Source organism: Streptomyces sp. NPDC015127, assembly GCF_043080095.1.
GTDB lineage: Bacteria > Actinomycetota > Actinomycetes > Streptomycetales > Streptomycetaceae > Streptomyces.
This window is the reverse complement of record NZ_JBIBVE010000009.1, coordinates 260,705-282,627: the sequence shown is the minus strand read 5'-3', so window position 1 is coordinate 282,627 and position 21,923 is coordinate 260,705. Positions and strand designations below refer to the sequence as shown.

The following is a 21,923-nucleotide window of genomic DNA, read 5'->3' as shown; positions in this document are numbered from 1 at the left end:
TCGTCGAGGAGACAGCAATGTCACATGACGCCGCCCCGAATCTGGATTTCGCGGGCACCACTCCGTACGAGGACTACGTCCAGGCGGACGTCCTCACCCACCTCCAGCACCCCCGCTCGGACGACCCGGGCGAGATGGTCTTCCTGGTCACGACCCAGGTCATGGAGCTGTGGTTCACGGTGATCGTCCACGAGTGGGAGACCGCGGCCCGGGCCCTGCGGGAGGACCGCGTCCCCGTGGCGATGGACGCGCTGAGGCGGTCCGTACGGGAGCTGGAGGCGCTGAACGCGTCCTGGCGGCCGATCGCCAACCTGACCCCGGCCCAGTTCAACGCCTATCGCGACGCGCTCGGCGAGGGCTCCGGCTTCCAGTCGGCCATGTACCGGCGCATGGAGTTCCTGCTCGGCGAGAAGTCCGCGTCGATGCTGGTGCCGCACCGCGGCGCGCCGCGCGTGCACGCGGAGCTGGAGAAGGCGCTGCACGAGCCGAGCCTGTACGACGAGGTGCTCAGGCTGTTGGCGCGGCGGGGGTACGCGATACCGGCCGAGGTGCTGGAGCGGGACCTGTCGCAGAAGTACGAGCCGTCCGAGCAGGTCGAGCGGGCGTGGGCCGACCTGTACTCCGCCGAGGACCAGGACTCCGAGCTGGTGCGCCTCGGCGAGGCGCTCACCGACGTCGGCGAGCTGGTGTGGCGATGGCGCAACGACCATCTCGTGGCGACGCGGCGGGCGATGGGCTCGAAGGTCGGCACGGGCGGTTCGGCGGGTGTCTCCTGGCTGGAGAAGCGGGCCGGCAAGAACGTTTTCCCCGAGCTGTGGACGGCGCGCAGCCATGTCTGAGTCGCCGGCCCAGAAGGCCGCGGCGCTGGACGCCGCAGACGAACTGGCCGCAGCGCGCAAGCTGTTCGCGCTGGACGCTGTGTCCGATCATGCGTCTGACGACGCGGGCGTGTACCTGGACGGCAACTCGCTGGGCGCCCTGCCCGCGCACGTGCCGGCCCGCGTCGCCGATGTGGTGACGCGCCAGTGGGGTGAGCTGCGCATCCGCTCGTGGGACGAGAGCGGCTGGTGGACGGCCCCGGAGCGGATCGGCGACCGGATCGCGCCGCTGGTGGGCGCGGCGCCGGGGCAGGTGGTCGTCGGCGACTCCACCAGCGTCAACGTCTTCAAGGCGGTTGTCGGCGCGGTGCGCCTGGTGGACGATCCGGCGCGTACGGACATCCTGGTGGACGCCACCACGTTCCCCACGGACGGGTACATCGCCGAGTCGGCGGCCCGGATGACGGGCAGGCGGATTGTGCCGGTGACCCCGGCGGACCTGCCCGCGGCGCTCGGGCCGCACACCGCGGTGGCTCTGATGAACCATGTGGACTACCGCTCGGGCCGGCTCCACGACCTGCCCGCGCTGACGGCGGCGGTCCACGGCGCGGGCGCGCTCGCGGTCTGGGACCTGTGCCACAGCGCGGGCGCGCTGCCCGTGGGGCTGGACGAGCACGGCGTGGACCTGGCGGTCGGCTGCACGTACAAGTACCTGAACGGCGGGCCCGGTTCGCCGGCGTACCTGTACGTGGCGCGGCGTCATCAGGCCGCGTTCGACTCGCCGCTGCCGGGGTGGACCTCGCATGCGGATCCCTTCGCGATGACGCCCGGCTACGAACCGGCGGCCGGTTCGGTCCGCGGCCGGGTCGGCACGCCCGACATCCTGTCGATGCTGGCGCTGGAGGCGGCGCTGGAGGTGTGGGACGGGGTCTCGATCGACGCGGTACGGGCGAAGAGCCTGGCTCTGACGGACTTCTTCCTGGAGTGCGTCGAGGCGTACGTCCCGGCCGGGGCGGTGACCTCGCTGACCCCTTCCGCGCATGCGGAACGGGGCAGTCAGGTGGCGCTGCGCTGCGAGGACGCGCCGCGGGTGATGCGGGAGCTGATCGCCCGCGGCGTGATCGGCGACCTGCGCCGGCCGGACGTCCTGCGCTTCGGCTTCACGCCGCTGTACGTGGGGTTCGGGGACGCGGAGCGGGCGGCGCGGGTGCTGTCGGAGGTACTGGCGGGCTGACGCGGGGGGCTCCGCTGCGCGGCCGGTAACCGGGGGCTCCGCCCCCGGGCCCCCGCGCCTCAAACGCCGGCGGGGCTGGAAGTTGCCCTGCGGGCAACTCCAGCCCGTCTGGGGGCACTCCCCCTACGCCTGGCGGCGTGGGAGGTACCCCCACCCACGGCCGCCAGGCCGTAGGGGGAGTTTGAGGACACCGCGCGAAGCGCGGTACGGGTCCGGGCGGAGCCCGGTGGACGGGTCCGCCGCCCGCCCCAGGGCCTGGTAGCGTCCGCGCTGGTCAGGTTGAATACGCCATCCACGCGGGACTGTTGGAGCAACACATGCCGGACCCCGTCGCCCGTGACGCCGCCGAGGAAGAGTCGGCCTTCTCGCATCCTGCTGTCGCGCCGGACGCCTCCGTCGCCTACGGGGAGCATCCCGATCAGGTCGTCGACTTCTACGCGCCGCGCGACGGCCGGGTCGGCGCCCCGCTCGTCGTGCTGCTGCACGGCGGGGCCTGGCGGGCGCCGTACGACCGGCAGCACGTCACCCCGTTCGCGGACTTCCTCGCCCGTCGCGGGCTCGCCGTCGCCAACGTCGAGTACCGGCGCGGGCGCGAGATCCCGCAGCAGCGGGGGACCGGGCCCGTCGCGGGACGGTGGCCGGAGACGTTCGACGACGTCGCCGCCGCCCTGGACGCGCTGCCGGACCTCGCGCGGCGCGCCCTGCCGCAGGCCGATCCGCGGCGCATCGTCGTCACGGGGCACTCCGCGGGCGGGCACCTCGCGCTGTGGGCAGCGGCACGGCACGTCCTGCCGACCGGCTCCCCGTGGCGGCTTCCCGCGCCGCCCGCCCTGCGCGGGGTCGTCGCGCTCGCCCCGATCGCCGACTTCGCGCACGCCGTCGGGCTCGACGTGTGCAGCGGGGCGGTGCGTCAACTGCTGGGCTCCGAGAGCGAGTACGAGCAGCGGGCCGCGCACACCGACCCGGCCGTCCTGCTGCCCACGGGCATCGCGACCGTCGTCGTGCAGGGCCGGACGGACATCGTCGTGCCGCAGGCGGTGAGCGAGGCGTTCGTCGACGCGGCGGCGAAGGCGGGGGAGACGGTCGGGCTGACCCTGCTGGAGGAGGTCGGGCACTTCCCGCTCATCGACCCGGCCGCGGACGCCTGCGCCGTCGTCGCCGAGGAGATCGCCCAACTCGCCTGGTGACAAAGGCTCACGGCTTGCGGACAGAAGCTGACCGCAAGTCTTCCTACGGTCGTCCCATGACGAATCTCGTGACCGGAGCAACCGGAACCGTCGGCCGCCAGGTGGTTGCCGAACTGCTGCGCCGCGGACACTCCGTCCGTGCCCTGACCCGCGACCCCGCCAAAGCCGCCTTCCCCGCCGGGGTGGAGGTCGTCCGGGGCGACCTCACCGATCCCGGGACGCTCGCCGACGCCCTGGAGGGCGTGACCGGCCTGCACCTGATCACCTTCGGCGGGCCGTACTTCGCCCCGCTGGAGACCGGCCCGCGCATCCTGGACCTGGCCCGCGAGGCCGGTGTACGGCGGATCACCGTGCTGCACGGCGGCGGCCCCAGCCTGCTGGAGGACGCGGTGCGGGGCGGGGACATCCCGTGGACCGTGCTGATGCCGGTGGAGTTCATGGGCAATGCCCTGGAGTGGGCGGACGGCGTGCGCACCGCCGACGAGGTGCGCGAGCCGTTCACCGACCGGCTCAGCGCCATGGTCCACGAGGCCGACATCGGCGCCGTCGCGGCCGTCGCCCTGACCGAGGACGGCCACGGCGGACAGGAGTACGTGATCACCGGGCCCGAGGTGCTGACCCTGAAGGACAAGACGGAGACGCTGGCGGCCGCGCGCGGGCGGGCGATCGGGCTCGTCGAGCTGAGCGAGGAGGAGGCCGTCGGGCAGTGGCGCGCCTCCGGTCTGGCCGAGGACGTGATCGGCTTCCTGCTGGAGGCGTACGGGAACACCCCGCCGGTGGGCCGTACCGTCACCGACACCGTGAAGAGGGTGACGGGCCGGCCGGCCAGGACGTTCGCCGAGTGGGCCGCCGAGCACGCGGACGCCTTCCGGGCCTGAGGGCCGCCCCTACCCGTCATACCTGGGAGCTACGCGCCAATTGGGCTCTCGCGCGGGACGCAGGCGGGATACCGGGATTCCTAACGTCCTTTCCGGATCAGCGATTCGGACCGGAAGGAACCCCCCATGGTGTCCCGCCTGCGCCGCACCCTGCTCGCCGCGCTCGTCGCCGCGGCCGTGGCCGTCCCGGTGTCGGCCGCGGCGCGGCCGTCCGCCGTACCGGCCCCCGCGCCGGCCGCCCTCGCGCCGCTCGGCGCCGCCGAACTGCCCGTGCTGGACGCCCGGTACGCCGCCACGCGGGCCGGTATCCGCGCCGCTGCCCGTGCCGCGGACGGCCACGGCGACCACCGGCGGGCCCGCGCGCTGCGGGCGATGGCGGCGGACGGGCGGCAGTTCCTCGCGTTCGACGGGCGCGACGGGGGCCGCGCGGCCGAGGTGTTCGGGGACCTCGCCCGCGCCGACCGCGTCACCGTCCTCGTGCCCGGCGCGGACACCCATCTCGACACGTACGCGCGCTTCCGCGCCGGGGCCGCCGCGCTCCACCGCGCCCTGCGCTCCACCGGAGCGGACCGTACGGCGGTCGTCGCCTGGCTCGGCTACGCCACCCCCAGGACCCTCGGCACCGACGCGCTGACCAGTGGTCTGGCGGACGAGGCCGCAGCCGAACTGGCCGCTTTCGCCGCCGAGTTGAGCGCCGCCAAGGGCGACGCGGTCGGTCTCACGCTCCTGTGCCACTCCTACGGCTCCGTCGTCTGCGCCCGCGCCGCCGGCCGCCCGGGCACCGCCGGTGTGTCCGACATCGCCCTCTTCGGCAGCCCTGGCACCGGCGCCGAAACCGCCGCCGGCCTGCGCACCCGCGCCACCGTCTGGGCCGGGCGCGGCGGCGACGACTGGATCGCCGACGTCCCGCACGTACGGCTCGAACTCCTCGGCACCGATGTCGGTTTCGGCACCGACCCCGTCGCGGACTCCTTCGGCGCCCGGGTCTTCGACGCGGGCGGCGGCGGCCACAGCGACTATCTGCGGCCCGGGTCCACCGCGCTGCGCAACCTCGCGCTGATCGCCGCCGGCCGCACGGCGGAGGTGTCCCGTGCCTGACCCGCGTGCCCTCTTCCGCCGGATCGACGCCGCGACCCCGCCGGGCAGGGACCGGGCCGTGGACGCCCTGCGCGCGTTCGCGATCGCCGGCGTCGTCCTCGGGCACTGGCTGGTCACCGCGCTCGTCGCGGACGGCGGGACACTGCGCGGCGACTCCCCGCTCCGCCATCTGCCCCAACTGGCGCCGGTTTCCTGGGTGTTCCAGACCCTGGCCGTCTTCTTCCTCGTCGGCGGACACGCGGCGGCCCGCAGCCGTGCTGCGTACGCCGACGGCCATCTCGCCTGGCTGCGCGCCCGGCTCGTCCGCCTGTTCCGTCCCGTGGCCGCCGTGCTCGTGCTGTGGAGCGTCGTGGGCGCCGGCGCGCTGGCCGCCGGGACCGGCCGGGAGACCGTGCGCACCCTGCTCGGCCTCGCCCTGTCTCCGCTGTGGTTCCTGCTGGTGTTCGCCGCTCTGACCGCGGCGACCCCGCTCGTCGCCCGCCTGCACCCGCTGTGGCCCCTCGCCGTCGTGCTGCATGTGGACCTGTTCCGGTTCGGCTTCGGCGCGCCCGCATCCCTGGGCTGGGTCAACCTCGCGGCCGGCTGGCTCGTCCCCTACTGCCTCGGCACCGCCTGGGCCCGCCGGGAGCCGGGCACGGGGGTGCGCTGGACGCTGCTGCTGGGCGGCGCGGCGGCCACGGCCGCGCTCGTCGCGTGGGGCGGGTACCCGCCGTCCATGGTCGGCGTCCCGGGCGCGCCCGTCTCCAACCTGAACCCGCCCACCCTCGCCGCCGTCACCTTCGGCCTCGCGCAGTGCGGCGCGGCCCTGCTGCTGCTCGGCCCGCTGCGCCGCGCGCTGCGAAGGCCCGCGGCCTGGGCGGCCGTCGCACTGCTCAACCTCTGCGCGATGACCGTCTTCCTGTGGCACCAGACCGCGCTGATGGCGGTCACGGCCACCGGGCTGTGGCTGGGCCGGCTGCCCGGGATGCACACCGTGCCCGACGGCGCAGGCTGGGTGCTCGCCCGGATCGCCTGGCTGCCGGTGTTCACGCTCGTCCTGCTCGTGTGCCTCGCGGCCTTCCACCCGTACGAGCGCGGCCGTCCGAAGGGCGGGGGCCGTGTGGTGCGGGCGCATTGCCCGGACCGGGACGCGGCGGCGGAGGTGCACAGCAGTGTCTAGGGTGGGGCGTGTGACGACGACGGGGCCCCAACACGCGCTGCTGCGCGGGGTTCTGAGCTGGCTGCGGGTGCTGTGGGAGGGGATGTGGACCTTCCGGTCGGATCCGCTGCCGCCCTTCGTCCGGCTGCGCCGGCTCCCGCACGGTCTGCTCTGCATCGCCGCGTTCGGGATCACGTTCGGCGGCGTGGCGCAGCTGGTGGACAACGGCGGTCTCGGCCCCCAGATCGGCTTCCTGATCGGGTTCGCGCAGGGCGGTGCCGTGGTGCTCGCGCTGCGGCGGCCGGTGGCGGCGTGGTGGCTGTCGACGACGGCCATGGTGGTGGGCGCCGTGCTGGTGCGCCACCAGCTGTTGAGAGGCGACGCACACGACTTCACCTGGCCCTGGACAGGGGCCGGGATCCTGGGCCACATGGCTGTGCTGCTGCTGCTCGCACTGCGGGTGCGCACCCGGGTGTCCACGGCGGCACTGGGCCTGACGGCGTTCCTCACCTATGCCGTCCAGGGCCTGCTGGGGGCGGCCGACTACCAGTCCACCGGGGTGGTCGCGGTCGTCCTGTGCACGGTCGTCGTGCTGCTCGGCACAGCCCTGCGCGGCCGCCGCCAGGCGCGTGCCGCACTCGTCGAGCAGGAGGTGCTGACCGCCGAGGAGCGCACCCGGCGCACGGTGCTGGAGGAACGCAACCGGATCGCCCGCGAACTGCACGACGTCGTCGCCCACCACATGTCGGTGATCTCGATCCAGGCGCAGGTCGCCCCGCACCTGGTGAAGGCCCCCACGGACGAGCTGAAGGAGAACCTGGCGGGCATCCGGCAGAACGCGCTCGACGCGCTCACCGAACTCCGCCGCGTCCTCGGCGTCCTGCGCTCGGAGCACCCGGAGGCGGCCGAGACCGCCCCCCACGCGCCGCTGCCCACGCTCGCCCGCATCGACGCCCTCGTCGAGAACGCGCGGGCCGCCGGGCTGACCGTGCGGTGCGCGACGACCGGCGACGTGCGCCCGCTGCCGCCGGGCGTGGAGCTGTCCGCGTACCGCATCGTGCAGGAGGCGCTGAGCAACGCGATCCGCCACGCGCCGGGCACGGCCGTACGGATAGAGCTCGCCCACACCGGGCCCGGGCTCCGTGTCCGGGTCACCAACACGGCGCCGCTCGGTTCCGCGCCCCCGTCCCCGGGCGCCGGGCACGGGCTGCTCGGGATGCGTGAGCGTGCCGCCATGCTGGGGGGCGACCTCGCCGCCGGGCCCACCCCGGGCGGCGGCTACGAAGTGACCGCCCTTCTCCCCACGGAGCCGCAGACATGACGATCCGGGTCCTGATCGCCGACGACCAGATGATGGTCCGCCAGGGCTTCACGGTGCTGCTGAACGCCGAGCCGGACATCGAGGTCACCGGCCAGGCCGTCGACGGGCTCGACGCGGTCGCCAAGGTCATGGACTCGCCGCCCGACGTGGTCCTGATGGACATCCGGATGCCCGAACTCGGCGGCATCGAGGCCACCCGCCGGATCACCGCCGGCCTCCCCGGCGTGAGGGTACTGGTGCTCACCACGTTCGACCTCGACGAGTACGTCTACGAGGCGCTCCGCGCCGGCGCGTCCGGATTCCTGCTGAAGGACGCCTCCGCGGACGAGCTGGCGAACGCGGTCCGGGTGATCGCGGGCGGGGACGCGCTGCTGTCGCCGAACATCACCAAGCGGCTGATCGCCGAGTTCTCCCGGACGACCGGTGCGCCCCGCGCGCCGCTCAAGGAACGGATCGGTGATCTGACGGAGCGGGAGACGGAGGTGCTGTCGCTGATCGCCCAGGGCCTGTCGAACGCGGAGATAGCCGGCACTCTGGTCGTCGCCGAACAGACCGTGAAGACGCATGTGAGCAGGGTCCTGGTGAAGCTCGGGCTCCGCGACCGCACCCAGGCGGCGGTCTTCGCCTACGAGACGGGTCTGGTGCGTCCCGCCGGTTACTGAAACCCCGGCCCCACCAGGTAGTACTCAAGGCGGACGCCCCAGGATCCGCAGTGATGCTGACGACCGGGGCCCTGCCGCCCGCTTACCTTCATGGGGTGACCCAGAAGACCCGCAGCCCCGAATACGACCTGGCCCAGGGTGCGCTCAGCGGCCTCCGCCAGGACCTCTTCCACGACGCGTTCGCCTACCGGCCGCTGCCGCCGCTGAGCGCCGAAGGGCCGCTGGTCCGCCGGCTGCCGGGCGAGCGGATACGCCGGGGCGCGGTGTGGCTGCCGCACGCCGTGGTGCTGTTCCTCGCCCTGTGCACCCTGCTGCTCGCCTACGCCGATGACGAGGGCGGCCTCGCCCTCGTCATCGGCGGTTTCGTCCCCGCGGCGGCTGTCGCGATGACCCTGGTCAGGCCCGTGGGCGCCTGGTGGGTGTCGATCGTGAGCACACCGTTCGTGGCGGTGCTGGGCTCCTGGAACGACTGGCCCTGGGCGCCCGCCGGGTTCCTCTCCCACCTGACCGTGATGACCGTCGTGGCCCTGCGGACCCGCCCCCGGACGGCCGGCTGGATGTGGATGATCACCGCGGCGTACGGGATGTTCGCCGACACGGTGATCAGCCGCGGCTACGGCCCCGGCGCGGCGCCCATGCTGTTCACCTCCGCGGTCTTTCTGCTGATGGTGAGCATGTTCCTCACCCGCCGTGAGGCGAAGCAGGAGGTCGCCGCCCAGCAGACCGTGACCGCCGTCGAGCGCGACCGGCGCACGCTGCTGGAGGAGCGCACCACCATCGCCCGCGAGCTGCACGACGTGGTCGCGCACCACATGTCCGTCGTCGCGATCCAGGCCGAGGCCGCGCCCTACCGGGTGGAGAACCCGCCGGAGGAGCTGGAGCGGGCGTTCGCCACGATCCGCGAGAACGCGGTGGCCGCGCTGACCGAGCTGCGCCGCATCCTGGGCGTCGTACGGGCGGAGGACTACGAGGCGCCCGACGCGCCGCAGCCGATGCTCGGCGACCTCGACAACCTGCTCGCCAATGTCCGCGACGCGGGTCTGGAGACGGAGAAGACGATCACGGGGGCGGTGCGCGGGCTGCCCCAGGGCGTCGAGCTGTCGGCGTACCGGATCATCCAGGAGGCGCTGAGCAACGCGCTGCGGCACGCCCCCGGCTCCACCGCCCGGGTCGAGATCTCCTACGTCCTGGGCGGCCTGGGCCTGCGCGTGGTGAACACCGCGCCCCGCGGTCTCGTCAAGCCCTCACCGGGCGCGGGTCACGGCATCACGGGCATGCGCGAGCGTGTGACGATGCTGAACGGCGTGATGACCGCCGAGCCGACCGAGGAGGGCGGCTACGAGGTGACCGCCTTCATCCCCGTCACCGCGACCCCCGCCGAGGAGCTGTCATGACGATCCGCGTGCTCATCGTGGACGACCAGGCCATGGTCCGGGAGGGCTTCTCGGTCCTGCTGAACGCCATGCCCGACATCGAGGTCGTCGGCGAGGCGGTCAACGGCCGCGAGGCGGTGCGCCGGGTCGCCGAGCTGGCGCCCGACGTCGTCCTGATGGACATCCGCATGCCGGAGCTGAACGGCATCGACGCCACGCGCGAGATCGTCGCCGCCGACGGCGGGGCCAAGGTGCTGGTGCTGACCACGTTCGACCTGGACGAGTACGTGTACCAGGCGCTGCGCGCCGGGGCGTCCGGCTTCCTGCTCAAGGACGCCTCCGCCCGGCAGCTCGCCGACGGGGTCCGGGTGGTCGCGGCGGGCGAGGCGCTGCTCGCGCCGACGGTCACGCGGCGGCTGATCACCGAGTTCTCCCGGCTGGCGGAGAATCCGCGCCCGGCCGCGATGACCCAGGTCGGCGACCTGACCGAGCGTGAGACGGAGGTCCTGGTACTGATCGCGCAGGGCCTGTCGAACGCGGAGATCGCCTCGCACCTGGTCGTCGCCGAGTCCACGATCAAGACGCATGTGAGCAGGGTCCTGGTGAAGCTGGGGCTGCGGGACCGCACGCAGGCGGCGGTGTTCGCGTACGAGGCGAGGCTGGTCACGCCGTCGTAGGCGGGGTTAGCGTCCCGTCATGGACGTACCGTTCGAGCCCTGGTCCCCCGCCTTCGCCGCCGACCCGTACCCGGCCCTCGCCGAGCTGAGGGCACGGGGGCGGGTGCACTGGTTCGAGCCGACGCGGCAGTACCTGGTGCCGCACCACGCGGATGTGTCGGCGCTGCTGCGGGACCGGCGGCTGGGGCGCACGTATCTGCACCGCTTCACGCACGAGGAGTTCGGCCGTACGCCGCCGCCCGCCGCGCACGAGCCGTTCCATACCCTCAACGACCACGGGCTCCTCGACCTGGAGGCCCCGGACCACACGCGGATCAGGCGCCTGGTGACCAAGGCGTTCACGCCGCGGACCGTGCAGGCGCTGGAGCCCGTGGTGCGCCGGCTCGCGGCGGACCTGGTCGCGGACCTCAGGCGCGCGGGCGGGGGAGACCTGCTGGCCGAGGTCGCCGAGCCGCTGCCCGTCGCGGTCATCGCGGAGATGCTCGGCATTCCCGCGTCTGACCGGGCCCTGCTGCGGCCCTGGTCGGCGGACATCTGCGGGATGTACGAGCTGAACCCGTCCGAGGAGACGGCGGCGCGGGCGGTGCAGGCGTCGCTCGAATTCAGCGCCTACCTGCGGGAGTTGATCGCCGTACGGCGGGCGGCGCCGGGCGAGGACCTGATCTCCGCGCTGATCGCGGCGCACGAGGAGGGCGACCGGCTCAGCGAGCAGGAGATGGTCTCCACGTGCGTGCTGCTGCTGAACGCGGGCCACGAGGCGACCGTGAACACCACGGCCAACGGGTGGTGGACGCTCTTCCGCCACCCCGAGCAGCTGGCGGCGCTGCGGGCGGACCACTCGCTGCTGTCCACAGCTGTGGAGGAACTGATGCGGTACGACACCCCGCTGCAGCTCTTCGAGCGCTGGGTGCTGGACGACATCGAGATCGACGGGACGGTGATCCCGCGCGGCTCCGAACTGGCGCTGCTGTTCGGCTCGGCGAACCGCGACGGCGCGCGCTTCGCCCGCCCCGACGAGCTGGACCTCGCGCGCACCGACAACCCGCATGTGAGCTTCGGCGCGGGCATCCACTACTGCCTGGGCGCCCCCCTGGCGCGGATCGAATTGGCGGCGTCGTTCGGGGAGCTGCTGCGGGAGGCGCCGGGAATGCGGTTGGTGGCGGAGCCGGAGTGGAAGCCGGGGTTTGTGATCAGGGGGGTGCGGGAGCTGCGCGTGGAGCTGTGACCTTTCCCCACCCCGCCCTTTCCCGTAACCGGGGGCGCTGCCCCCGGACTCCGTACCGCGCTGCGCGCGGTGTCCTCAAGCGACTTCCAGCCCCGCCGGCGATTGAGGCGCGGGGGTCCGGGGGCGGAGCCCCCGAATACCGCGCGAAGCGCGGTACCGGGCCCGGGGCGGAGCCCCGATTACGGGATGGGGGTACCTCCCACGGCCGCCAGGCCGTAGGGGGAGGGCGGGGTAGGGAGCGTCACGTGCGGATGTCGCGGTGGCGCAGGCCCACCAGACCCGCAACCACCAGCAGCACCGCCACCCCCACCAGCACCCCCACCGGCGCCCACTCCATCCCCGTGCCCGGCAGCTTCGGCAGGTGGCCGAAGGGGGACACGTCCAGCACCGCCTGCGGCAGGTTCAGCACCGGGCCGATCCAGCCCAGCAGCAGCGCGAGCCCCGCCGCGCCCCACGCGGCCACCGCCGCCTTCGGACAGGCCCCGTGGAGCAGGACGGCGATCCCGCCGAGTGTCCAGATCGCCGGGAGCTGGACCAGGCAGGCGCCCAGGATCGGGCCGAGGTCCTTGCCGTACGAGAGCCACAGTCCCAGCCCCGCCGTCGTCATGATCAGGACCGCGCCGCCGAAGGCGATCACCAGGTGGCCCGCGGCCCACCGCAGCCGGCCGACGGCGTTCGCGAGGACCGGCTCGGCGCGCTGCGAGGTCTCCTCGCCGTGCAGCCGCAGCACCGAGGCGACGACGTACAGCGCGGCGACCATCCCGAACAGGCCGACCATCGTGGCGAGGAACGCGTCGGTGAGCGCCGACCGGCCGCCCATCCGCTCGAAGATCTCCCGGGCCTGTTCGTTGTCCCCGACCAGGTCCGCGGCACCCTCGACCATCCCGCCGAAGACGACCCCGGCGACCAGGAAGCCGAGGGTCCAGCCGATCAGGCTGCCGCGCTGGAGCCGCAGGGCGAGCCCGCCGGCGGTCGCGAGACGGCCCACGGCCGGGCCGGGCCGGGCGGGCAGGAAGCTCATGCCGATGTCGCGCCGACCGGTCAGCTCGTACGCAACCGCCGCCTGCACGGCGACCGCCGCGGCGATCAGCGCCAGCACCCACCAGCGCTCGTGAGCGTAGGCGCGCACCTGCTCGGCCCAGCCGACGGGCGACAGCCAGGTCAGCGGCGACCGTCCGTCGGCCGTGCCCGCGTCACCCGCCGCCCGCAGGACGAAGGCGAGGCCGAGCACGGCCGCAGTCGCCCCCTTGGCGAGCCGGGCGCTCTCGGTGATCTGCGCGATGCTCGCGGCCATGGTGGCGAACACCATGCCCGTGCCGCCGACGGCGAGTCCGAGAGCGAGCGCGCCGCCCGTGCCCTGTCCGGCGAGACCCGCGGTGATGATCAGCGCGACGGCCGCGTTGGCGACGAGCGCGGTGAGCAGCGCGGCGGTCAGCGGGGCGCGCCGTCCCACCATGGCGGAGGAGAGGAGTTCCTGACGCCCGGTCTCCTCTTCCTCCCGGGTGTGCCGGACGACGATGATCAGGCTCATCACGGCGGCGAGCGTGGCGGAGAAGGTGCCGAACCGCCACGCGACGAGCCCGCCGACCGAGTCGCCGAACACCGGCCCGTACAGGGAGCGCAGGGAGCTGTTGCCGGTCATCGACGCGGCCAGCTCCGCCCGCTTCGCGGCGGTGTCGTACAGCGTCTCCAGCGAGCCGGCGCCGCCGGCGACCATGCCGCCGACGACCAGGGCCCACAGGGGCAGCACCACCCGGTCGCGCCGCAGCGCGAGCCGGAACAGGGGGAGGGTGCCCGCCAGTTGGCGTGGCCCGGTGGCCCGCCGGGTCGGCAGGGCGGCGACGGCGGTCATCGTGACATCGCCCCTTCGGCGCGGACGTCGTCCTGGTAGTGGCGCAGGAAGAGCTCTTCGAGGGTGGGCGGGGTGCTGGTGAGGGACCGCACCCCGGACTCGGCGAGCGAGCGCAGCACGGCGTCGAGCTTGTCGGTGTCGACCTGGAGCCGGACGCGGTGGCCCTGCACGTCGAGGTCGTGGACGCCGGGCAGCCGGGTGAGCCCGTTCGGCGGCCCGGCGAGCTCGGCGGACACGCTCGTGCGCGTCAGGTGGCGCAGCTCGGCGAGCGAGCCGGTCTCGACGGTCCTCCCCTTGCGGATGATGCTGACGCGGTCGCAGAGGGACTCGACCTCGCTGAGGAGGTGCGACGACAGAAGGACGGTGCGCCCGCGGTCGCGTTCCTCGGTCACGCACCTCTGGAATGCCTCCTCCATGAGGGGGTCGAGGCCGCTGGTCGGCTCGTCGAGGATCAGCAGGTCCACGTCGGAGGCGAAGGCGGCGACGAGGGCGACTTTCTGGCGGTTGCCCTTGGAGTACGTGCGTCCCTTCTTGGTGGGGTCGAGCTCGAACCGTTCGATCAGGTCCGCGCGCCGTGCCCGGTCGAGGCCGCCGCGGAGCCGTCCGTAGAGGTCGATGACCTCGCCGCCGGACAGGTTGCGCCAGAGCGTCACGTCACCGGGGACGTAGGCGATGCGGCGGTGCAGGGCGACGGCGTCGTGCCAGGGGTCCTTGCCGAGCAGCTGGGCGGCGCCGGAGTCGGCGCGCAGCAGGCCGAGGAGGACCCGGATGGTGGTCGACTTGCCGGCTCCGTTGGGGCCGAGGAAGCCGTGGACCTCACCGGTCTCGACGGCGAGGTCGAGGCCGTCCAGCGCGTGGGTCCTTCCGAACGACTTGTGGAGTCCGGAGACGGTGATGGCCTTCGTCATGTCTCTGAACATACGCGGCGTTCACAAACTTGTGAAGTTAAGGAAGCGTATGAACCGCCCTATAGACTCGCGTCCATGAGCAGCAACGAAGAGGCGGCGAACCGCTTTGTGGAGCGCTTCGCATCGGAGCTGACCGAAGCCGGGATGCAGCGCATGGCGGCCCGGGTCTTCGCGGCGCTGCTGGCGTCGGAGACGGCGTCGATGACGTCGGCGGAGCTCGCCGAACGCCTGCAGATCAGCCCGGCGGCGGTCTCGGGCGCCGTGCGCTACCTCTCCCAGGTCAACATGGTCGGCCGCGAACGCGACCCCGGCTCGCGCCGCGACCGCTACGTCCTGCACGACGAGCTCTGGTACGAGACCTTCACGCGCCGCGACCAGATCCTCACCCGCTGGGAGAAGATCCTGCGCGACGGCGCGGAGACGCTGGGCCCGGACACGGCGGCGGGGGCGCGGGCAGCGGAGACGGCGGAGTTCTTCGCGTTCCTGCAGAAGGAGATGCTCGGCGTGATGGACCGCTGGCGGGAGCACCGCGCGTCGGCCCGGTGAGCACGGGGCCATTGCGAGCTCCTGGGCGGGGCCGTAGCTCCGGGCGGGGCCGTAGCTCCGGGCGGGGCCGTAGCTCCGGGCGTGGCAGGTGCCACGCCCGGGCAGGCTCCTGGCTCAGCTCATGTGGTTGTACGTGTTGCCCGTGTGGGCGTCCGAGATCGCGCGGGACGTGAAGGGGCGGTGGCGGTCGCCGGTACCGGAGTAGAGGTAGACGGTGTCGGTGCCGCGGTGGTGGGCGAAGAGGTCGGCCTTGCCGTCGTGGTCGACGTCGCCGGCGCCGATGAGCTGGGAGTAGGTCTGCCAGCCGCCGCCGATCCTCGTGCGCTGGGTGTAGGTGCCGTCGCCCTTGCCCAGGTAGAGCCACAGGACGCCGTCCTTGTCGCGGGCGACGAGGTCTCCGGCGGGTCCACCGGCGAGGTTTCCGACGGCGCTGAGCTGGTTGTAGATGTTCCAGCCGGTGCCGATGCGCTTGCGGGTCTCGAAGGGGCGGGCGGTGTCGCCGGTGCTCCGGTAGAGCCAGAGGACTCCGGTCCTGTCGATGGCGGCGACGTCGGGGCGGCCGTCGCCGGTGAGGTCGCTGCCGCCGGTGATGTGGGCGTACGTCTGCCAGCCTGCGCCGATCCGCACTCGCTTGCCGAAGCCGCCGTCCTCTCGGCCCTCGTACAGCCAGAGCACACCGTCCCTGTCGCGGGCGACGAGCTCGGGGGTGAAGCCGGGGCTGTCCCGCCCCGCGATGTCGCCGACGGCCTCGATCTTGTCGTAGATCTGCCAGCCGTCGCCGATCCGCGACCGCTGGTGTCCGTCCTTGGCGCTGTCCCGCCACAGTGCGCCCGAGGCGTCCCGGCCCAGCAGGTCGGCGAGACCGTTGTTGTCGAAGTCGTGCAGGGCGGAGGTGGGAGTGCCGGCGTGTGCGAGGAGCCGCACGACCGGCCGGCCGTCCGTGCCGAGTGAGACGCGGAAGATGCCCTCGCCCTGGCCGGCGAGTCCGCCCTGGACGATCTGGGCCGAGCCGTCAGGGGTGGCGAACGAGGTGTCGACACGGTCGAGGAGCGTGACCTTCTCGCCGGTCGTGATGTGAAGGGCCGTCGCCCCGTACGTCACCCAGTCGCCGAGCAGGCTGATCTTCAGGTCCGCCCCTGCCGTGGTCCCCGGCACGGGGACGATCGTGTCGGCGCCGCTGGTCCGGTCGCGGACGACCACACGGAGCGTGTTCGTGGCGGTGTCGTCCTCCACCCAGGCCAGACGGTTGTCGGAGATCACGGGGTTCCGCGCCTGTTGAGGGTAGGGCTGGGTGAGGGTGGCGTCGGTCAGGTCGATCAGGCCGAGGCGCTGCTCGCCTTCCGTCCAGAAGCTGATCAGGCCGTGCGTGGCGTCGCCCGGCCACACCGAGCCGTGAGCGGCCTCCGGGGGGCCCTGCACGACACGCGGTTCGGTGTCCTTGGTCTGCAGCCACAGACGCGTGTACCCGCTGGTGAAGAGGGCCGAGCCCGCGGTGCCGGCGAAGAAGCTGTCCAGCCCGTCGTCAACCGGCCGCTTGCGGAAGGATGTGCCGGTGGACATGTCCACCGCCTCGGTCCCGAAAGCGTCGCTGGATGTGACGACCATGTCCCCTGATGTCCGGGCGATCCCCTCGATCGTGTAGAAGAGGTGGTCGCGTGTCGCCCCGCCCTCGTACGGGGTCCATCGGAGCTTCCCGTCCTCGCCGTTGTGCGGGACGTACGTCAGGAAGCCTCGGGGGCCCGCGGATGCCAGCCAGGCGCCGGGCACCATCGGGAGCAGACTGCTCGGCCCCTCCGTCGCGGCGGGGACCTCCGTCGCGTGCACCGGGGTGGTGGTCAGCGAGCCCGCGCCGAGCGTGACGGCGAGAACGGTGGCGACGGCGGCGCCGAGACGGCGCCGGCCGGTGTGTAGGGAGAGCAAAGGGACGTTCCTCCTGCGCGAATGGGCTGGGACGCCACAGGTGCGTCCCACCTGGTACGACCACCGACCGGGCGACGTGGTTGTACGAGGACCCGCGGCCGGCTCGCCATCCCGGGCGTCGGCCCGCCACTCCCAGGCGCCGTGCCCTGGCGCCCGCCCCCTCGGTGGGGCCGCCCCGTCCGCGACCGGACCTACGTCTCCGCCGCCTGCGCCGCCGGCAGCGTGAGCCCCCACGCCCCCGGCCGCACCGTCCAGGTGCGGGTGCGGACCGGGCCCGTCACGTGGGTGTCCGCCCGGTAGCGGAAGTCGGGGCCCGACACCGTCACCGTCAGGGCGCTCGTGCGGACCGGCTCCGGGGCCGAGGGGTGCCGGATCAGGACCTCCGCCCGGCCGTCGCGGTCCGCGCGGACCGACACGGCCTGCACCGGGCGGTCGAGGTCCGTCAGCAGGACTCCGTCGGCCTCCACGCGCAGCCGGTGCGCCTTGATCGCCACCGACGGCGGGGCCGGGCGCACGAGTGTGCGGACCAGGGAGCGGCAGGCGTTCCACACCGACGCCTCCGCCCGCGCCGCCGCCCGCACCGCCGGGATCGACAGGCCGCCCAGCACCACGCCGTCGGACTCGTCGACCAGCAGGTCCAGCCGGCGCACCACGCCGTCGAGCACCGCACGCGCCGCCGCGACCGGCCCGGCCGGCACGCCGAGCGAGTGCGCCAGCTGCACCGATGCGCCCACCGGGACCAGCGCCAGCGCGCCGTCGCCGAGCCAGCGGTCGCGGTGCAGGAGGGCGACGGCCCGCAGCAGGGCACGGTCGTCGCCGACCACGACGGGCCTGCGGTGACCCCTCCGGGCGAGTGCCCGCGCGAATTCCTCAGGCCCGTCGGGGAGACAGATTTTCGCCTCCGAGCCCCCGCACAGCACATCTTTCGCGATGCGTACGGACTCGCCGTCCATTCGGCGGGCGACCGGGTCGATGACCACCAGCAGCTGGTCGTGATCCGACACCTCGGTCCTTCCTCGGGTAGCATCTTTGTGCAAGAGCCCCTTGCGCTATTGCGCCAGGGGCTTCGTCTATTCCGGGGCAACCGGTCCGAGTACTCAGGCACGGCTTCGGCCCCCTGACCTTGGTCTTGCCCCGCCCGGAAGGGGTGTACGCCTGTGCCCGCACTTGTGCTGCTCGGTGCTCAGTGGGGTGACGAAGGCAAGGGAAAGGCCACCGACCTGCTCGGTGGGTCCGTGGACTATGTGGTGCGCTACCAGGGCGGCAACAACGCCGGCCACACGGTTGTCGTCGGCGACCAGAAGTATGCGCTGCACCTCCTCCCTTCCGGAATCCTCTCGCCCGGATGTACTCCGGTCATTGGCAACGGCGTCGTCGTGGACCCGGCGGTTCTGCTCTCCGAGCTGAGCGGGCTGAACGACCGCGGCGTCGACACGTCCAAGCTGCTGATCAGCGGCAACGCCCATCTGATCACCCCGTACAACGTCACCATCGACAAGGTGACGGAACGGTTCCTCGGTAAGCGCAAGATCGGCACGACCGGCCGCGGCATCGGCCCGACGTACGCCGACAAGATCAACCGCACCGGCATCCGCGTCCAGGACCTCTACGACGAGTCGATCCTGACGCAGAAGGTCGAGGCGGCGCTGGAGTCCAAGAACCAGCTGCTCGCGAAGGTCTTCAACCGGCGCGCGATCGAGCCGGCGAGGATCGTCGAGGAGATGCTCCAGTACGCGGAGCAGATCAAGCCGTACGTCGCCGACACCACGCTGATCCTGAACGATGCCATCGACGAGGGCAAGGTCGTCCTCTTCGAGGGCGGCCAGGGCACCCTGCTCGACGTCGACCACGGCACGTACCCCTTCGTCACCTCCTCCAACCCGACCGCGGGCGGCGCCTGCACCGGCGCGGGCGTCGGACCGACGAAGATCAGCCGGGTCATCGGCATCCTCAAGGCGTACACGACCCGCGTCGGCGCGGGCCCGTTCCCGACCGAGCTGTTCGACGAGGACGGCGAGGCGCTGCGCCGCATCGGCGGCGAGCGGGGCGTCACCACCGGCCGCGACCGCCGCTGCGGCTGGTTCGACGCGGTCATCGCGCGCTACGCGACCCGGGTCAACGGCCTCACGGACTTCTTCCTCACCAAGCTGGACGTGCTGACCGGCTGGGAGCAGATCCCGGTCTGCGTCGCGTACGAGATCGACGGCAAGCGCGTCGAGGAGCTGCCGTACAGCCAGACCGACTTCCACCACGCGAAGCCCGTGTACGAGTACCTGCCGGGCTGGTCCGAGGACATCACCAAGGCGAAGACCTTCTCCGACCTGCCGAAGAACGCGCAGGGCTACGTGAAGGCGCTCGAGGAGATGTCGGGCGCGCCGATCTCCGCCATCGGTGTCGGCCCCGGCCGGACCGAGACGATCGAGATCAACTCCTTCCTGTAGGAGGAGCGGACCACCGCCGAGGGCGTCCCGGATTCCGGGGCGCCCTCGGCCGTTCCCGGCGGGTCCGGGGCGTGCCGCCGGGCCGGATCAGGACAGCTTCCACACGCGGATGGTCCGGTCGAGGCCGGCGCCGGCGAGATACGTGCCCTCGGGGTCGAAGGCGACCGACATGACGCGGTCGGTGTGGCCGGTGAGGGTGGCCGTGCTCGTGCGGCTCGCGACCTCCCAGATGCGGACGGTCCTGTCGTAGGCCGCGCCGGCGAGGTACCTGCCGTCGGGGCTGAAGGCGATCGACGTGATGTAGTCGGTGTGACCGGTCAGGGTCGCGATCGTGGTGCGGTCGGCGACGTCCCACAGGGGGATCGTGTGGTCGGCGCCCGCGCCGGCCAGGGTCTTGCCGTCCGGGGCGAACGCCACGGAGTGCACCGCGCCGGTATGGCCGGTGAACGTGGCGGTGGTGGTGCGGGTGGCGAGGTCCCAGGTCCGTACGGTCCTGTCGCTGCTGCCGCTGGCGAGCGTCCTGCCGTCGGCGCTGAACGCCACCGCGTTCACCAGGTCGGTGTGCCCGGTCGGAGCGGCGGCGTCCCCCAGGCGGACGGTGTCCCCGTCGTCCGACGCCAGGATCCCGCCGTCGGGGCTGTAGGCCAGCGACTGCACGATGCCGCGGTAGTCGGACACGGATCCGGTGAGGGTGTTGCCGGCGAGGTCCCACAACCGGACGGTGTTGTCGCTGCTGCCGCTGGCGAGCGTCCTGCCGTCGGGGTGGAAGGCGAGCGCGTGCACGGTGGAGCGGTGGCCGGTGAAGGTCGCGGTGGTGGTCCGGGTCGCGAGGTCCCACAGCCGGACGGTGTTGTCGCTGCTGCCGCTGGCGAGCGTCCTGCCGTCCGGGCTGAACGCCACCGCGAACACGCCGCTTTCGTGGCCGGTGAGCATGAACGCGTGCGTGGGCTCGGCGTCGCCGGGGAGGTAGCGCACCGCGAGGGACGCCCCCGTGGCCGTCGCCAGAACGCCGAGGCTCCCGAGGACTATGCTCCGGCGGCTCGGTCCCCGGCGTGCGGTGGTGGCAGCCGTGGGCACGGGTGGCGCCGGTTCGTCCGCCGGCGCGTTCTGGGTGGGGGCCGAGTGCAGGTCCGGCGTGGTGGGACGCGGTTCCGGCGCAGTGGGCGCGACCGGGTCGGTGCGCGGCTCCGGTGCGGGGCCGGCGTCCTCGTGCCGCAGCGCGCGCAGGCGGAGGGCCGCCGCGTCCGCGTCCGGACGCTCCTGCGGGTCCTTGGCCATCAGGGCGCCGAGGAGCTCGGCCAGGGGCCCCGCGTACCGGGGCGGCGGCAGCGGCTGGGTGAGGACGGCGACGATGATCGCCGTGAGCGTCGGGCCGTCGAACGGCGGATGTCCTTCCACCGCCGTGTACAGCGTCGCGCCCAGCGCCCACATGTCGGCCGGGGCTTCCGCCCGCTTGCCCTCCAACTGCTCGGGCGGCATGTACTGCGGGGTGCCGATGATGCTGTTCGTCCTGGTCAGGTGGCGGGTGGCCGCGTCCAGGATGCGGGCGATCCCGAAGTCGGTGATGACGGGACGGTCACCGGCGGCGAGCAGGACGTTGTCGGGCTTCAGGTCCCGGTGCACCACGCCTGCGGCGTGCGCGTGCCCGAGGGCGTCCACCATGGCGGCCGCGATCTCGGCGGTCCGCTGCGGGGACAGGCGGCCGTCGCGGGCGACGAGGGCAGCGAGCGAGGGCCCGGGGAGGAACTCCATGACGATCCACGGCGCACCGTCGTGCTCGGTCACGTCGTAGACGGTCACGATGCCCGGATGCCGGAGCCGGGCGGCGGCCCGCGCCTCGCGCTTCGTGCGCGCGATCAGCTCGTCGTGCAGCTCGGGCGGCAGGTCCGACAACAGGACTTCCTTGACCGCGACTTCGCGGTCCAGGACTTCGTCGTGGCCGCGCCACACCCGGCCCATGCCTCCGCGTCCGACCGGCTCGACCAGCCGGTAGCGCCCGCCCACCAGGAGTCCCGCCGTCCCCGCCATGGCGGCCACTCTAGCGAGCGTGATCACGGCGTCGCGGACATGTCCGTGATCTCAACCGGCTTGTCCCGCAACGCCCTTGAGGCACACCTGCGGGGCCCGGACCGCGTCCGGACCCCGCATCCGCCGTACCGGGCCGCGTCACACGCGGTGTTCGAGCACGTCCTTGAGTTTCTGCTCGTTCCGGGGCATCTCCTTGCGCGCGCGAGGCATGACGACGAGCGGCACGAGCACCTTGCCGATGCCGTGCGACTCGAAGTCCAGGTCCAGCGTCACGCGCGACCGCTCCCCGTCGCCGATCGGCTCGACCGTGCCCTTCACGTGGCCGCGGACGGGACCGTCGACCCCGTCCATGCGCCAGCTCCTCGGCGGGTCCATCTCGCCGAGCTCCATGGTCATCGGGATCTCCCGGCGACCGACCCGCCGGGTTACCACGACCCGCGAGCCCAGAGTGCCCATCGGGGCGTCGCCGACCGGGCGTACCGATACGGCGCTCTCCTGCCATTCGGTGAGGTGAGAAGGGTCGGTGACGTAGGAGTAGACCTCTTCGGGGCGACGAGAGATCTCGATGCTTTCCTTGATCGCTGACATTTCGCCCCCTTTCTCATGTTTTCCTACGA

19 protein-coding genes are annotated in these 21,923 nt (G+C 73.0%); 13 read left to right on the top strand and 6 right to left on the bottom strand.

Features of this window, described 5'->3' with window-relative positions:
- Nucleotides 1–17 precede the first annotated feature (17 nt).
- The 11 genes from ACF08N_RS19900 (at nucleotide 18) to ACF08N_RS19850 (ending at nucleotide 11,611) form a co-directional block, all read left to right on the top strand.
- Nucleotides 18–839, top strand: a complete 822-nt coding sequence (locus tag ACF08N_RS19900; protein ID WP_392325932.1) for a tryptophan 2,3-dioxygenase family protein — start codon at nucleotides 18–20, stop codon at nucleotides 837–839.
- The gene (gene kynU / locus ACF08N_RS19895) at nucleotides 832–2,052 is read left to right on the top strand and encodes a kynureninase (protein WP_392325931.1); all 1,221 of its coding nucleotides are present in this window, start codon (nucleotides 832–834) and stop codon (nucleotides 2,050–2,052) included. Before ACF08N_RS19900 ends, kynU begins: the two co-directional genes overlap by 8 nt.
- 317 nt (nucleotides 2,053–2,369) lie before the next feature.
- Nucleotides 2,370–3,239 carry an alpha/beta hydrolase family protein gene (locus ACF08N_RS19890; RefSeq protein WP_392325930.1) on the top strand — a complete coding sequence of 290 codons (870 nt, stop codon included), beginning with the start codon at nucleotides 2,370–2,372 and terminating at the stop codon, nucleotides 3,237–3,239.
- Between the two features lie 56 nt (nucleotides 3,240–3,295).
- Nucleotides 3,296–4,117, top strand: a complete 822-nt coding sequence (locus ACF08N_RS19885) for an NAD(P)H-binding protein (RefSeq protein ID WP_392325929.1) — start codon at nucleotides 3,296–3,298, stop codon at nucleotides 4,115–4,117.
- A gap of 126 nt (nucleotides 4,118–4,243) precedes the next feature.
- The gene (locus ACF08N_RS19880) at nucleotides 4,244–5,215 is read left to right on the top strand and encodes an alpha/beta hydrolase (protein ID WP_392325928.1); all 972 of its coding nucleotides are present in this window, start codon (nucleotides 4,244–4,246) and stop codon (nucleotides 5,213–5,215) included.
- Nucleotides 5,208–6,374, top strand: coding sequence for an acyltransferase (locus ACF08N_RS19875; RefSeq protein WP_392325927.1), 1,167 nt, complete (start codon nucleotides 5,208–5,210; stop codon nucleotides 6,372–6,374). Before ACF08N_RS19880 ends, ACF08N_RS19875 begins: the two co-directional genes overlap by 8 nt.
- Nucleotides 6,367–7,674 (top strand): sensor histidine kinase, encoded by a 1,308-nt coding sequence (locus ACF08N_RS19870; RefSeq protein ID WP_392325926.1) that lies wholly within the window; start codon nucleotides 6,367–6,369, stop codon nucleotides 7,672–7,674. The genes ACF08N_RS19875 and ACF08N_RS19870 overlap by 8 nt, the downstream gene beginning before the upstream one ends.
- Nucleotides 7,671–8,336, top strand: coding sequence for a response regulator (locus ACF08N_RS19865; RefSeq protein WP_392325925.1), 666 nt, complete (start codon nucleotides 7,671–7,673; stop codon nucleotides 8,334–8,336). Before ACF08N_RS19870 ends, ACF08N_RS19865 begins: the two co-directional genes overlap by 4 nt.
- Nucleotides 8,337–8,389: 53 nt before the next feature.
- Nucleotides 8,390–9,730, top strand: a complete 1,341-nt coding sequence (locus tag ACF08N_RS19860) for a sensor histidine kinase (RefSeq protein WP_392325924.1) — start codon at nucleotides 8,390–8,392, stop codon at nucleotides 9,728–9,730.
- Nucleotides 9,727–10,386: a response regulator gene (locus ACF08N_RS19855; protein WP_392325923.1), complete on the top strand. Its 660-nt coding sequence runs from the start codon at nucleotides 9,727–9,729 to the stop codon at nucleotides 10,384–10,386. Before ACF08N_RS19860 ends, ACF08N_RS19855 begins: the two co-directional genes overlap by 4 nt.
- Before the next feature lie 19 nt (nucleotides 10,387–10,405).
- The gene (locus ACF08N_RS19850; protein ID WP_392325922.1) at nucleotides 10,406–11,611 is read left to right on the top strand and encodes a cytochrome P450; all 1,206 of its coding nucleotides are present in this window, start codon (nucleotides 10,406–10,408) and stop codon (nucleotides 11,609–11,611) included.
- A gap of 241 nt (nucleotides 11,612–11,852) precedes the next feature.
- Here the strand turns inward: ACF08N_RS19850 and ACF08N_RS19845 are convergent, their stop codons facing one another.
- Complete coding sequence (locus tag ACF08N_RS19845) at nucleotides 11,853–13,463, bottom strand: ABC transporter permease (protein ID WP_392325921.1); 1,611 nt, start codon at nucleotides 13,461–13,463, stop codon at nucleotides 11,853–11,855.
- Nucleotides 13,460–14,371 (bottom strand): ATP-binding cassette domain-containing protein, encoded by a 912-nt coding sequence (locus tag ACF08N_RS19840; RefSeq protein ID WP_392325920.1) that lies wholly within the window; start codon nucleotides 14,369–14,371, stop codon nucleotides 13,460–13,462. Before ACF08N_RS19840 ends, ACF08N_RS19845 begins: the two co-directional genes overlap by 4 nt.
- A 75-nt stretch (nucleotides 14,372–14,446) precedes the next feature.
- Between ACF08N_RS19840 and ACF08N_RS19835 the strand changes: the two genes are divergently transcribed.
- Nucleotides 14,447–14,917: a GbsR/MarR family transcriptional regulator gene (locus tag ACF08N_RS19835; RefSeq protein WP_392325919.1), complete on the top strand. Its 471-nt coding sequence runs from the start codon at nucleotides 14,447–14,449 to the stop codon at nucleotides 14,915–14,917.
- Between the two features lie 114 nt (nucleotides 14,918–15,031).
- On the opposite strand, the gene ACF08N_RS19830 is transcribed toward ACF08N_RS19835, so the two are convergent.
- Complete coding sequence (locus ACF08N_RS19830) at nucleotides 15,032–16,837, bottom strand: FG-GAP repeat domain-containing protein (protein WP_392325918.1); 1,806 nt, start codon at nucleotides 16,835–16,837, stop codon at nucleotides 15,032–15,034.
- A gap of 191 nt (nucleotides 16,838–17,028) precedes the next feature.
- Nucleotides 17,029–17,790, bottom strand: a complete 762-nt coding sequence (locus ACF08N_RS19825; protein ID WP_392326012.1) for a diacylglycerol kinase — start codon at nucleotides 17,788–17,790, stop codon at nucleotides 17,029–17,031.
- Between the two features lie 204 nt (nucleotides 17,791–17,994).
- On the opposite strand from ACF08N_RS19825, the gene ACF08N_RS19820 reads away from it, so the two are divergent.
- Nucleotides 17,995–19,278: an adenylosuccinate synthase gene (locus tag ACF08N_RS19820; protein ID WP_392325917.1), complete on the top strand. Its 1,284-nt coding sequence runs from the start codon at nucleotides 17,995–17,997 to the stop codon at nucleotides 19,276–19,278.
- Nucleotides 19,279–19,365: 87 nt separating this feature from the next.
- On the opposite strand, the gene ACF08N_RS19815 is transcribed toward ACF08N_RS19820, so the two are convergent.
- On the bottom strand, nucleotides 19,366–21,306 hold the full coding sequence (locus ACF08N_RS19815) for a WD40 repeat domain-containing serine/threonine protein kinase (protein WP_392325916.1): 1,941 nt from the start codon (nucleotides 21,304–21,306) through the stop codon (nucleotides 19,366–19,368).
- A gap of 138 nt (nucleotides 21,307–21,444) precedes the next feature.
- Nucleotides 21,445–21,894 (bottom strand): SRPBCC family protein, encoded by a 450-nt coding sequence (locus tag ACF08N_RS19810; protein WP_392325915.1) that lies wholly within the window; start codon nucleotides 21,892–21,894, stop codon nucleotides 21,445–21,447.
- Nucleotides 21,895–21,923: the final 29 nt, after the last annotated feature.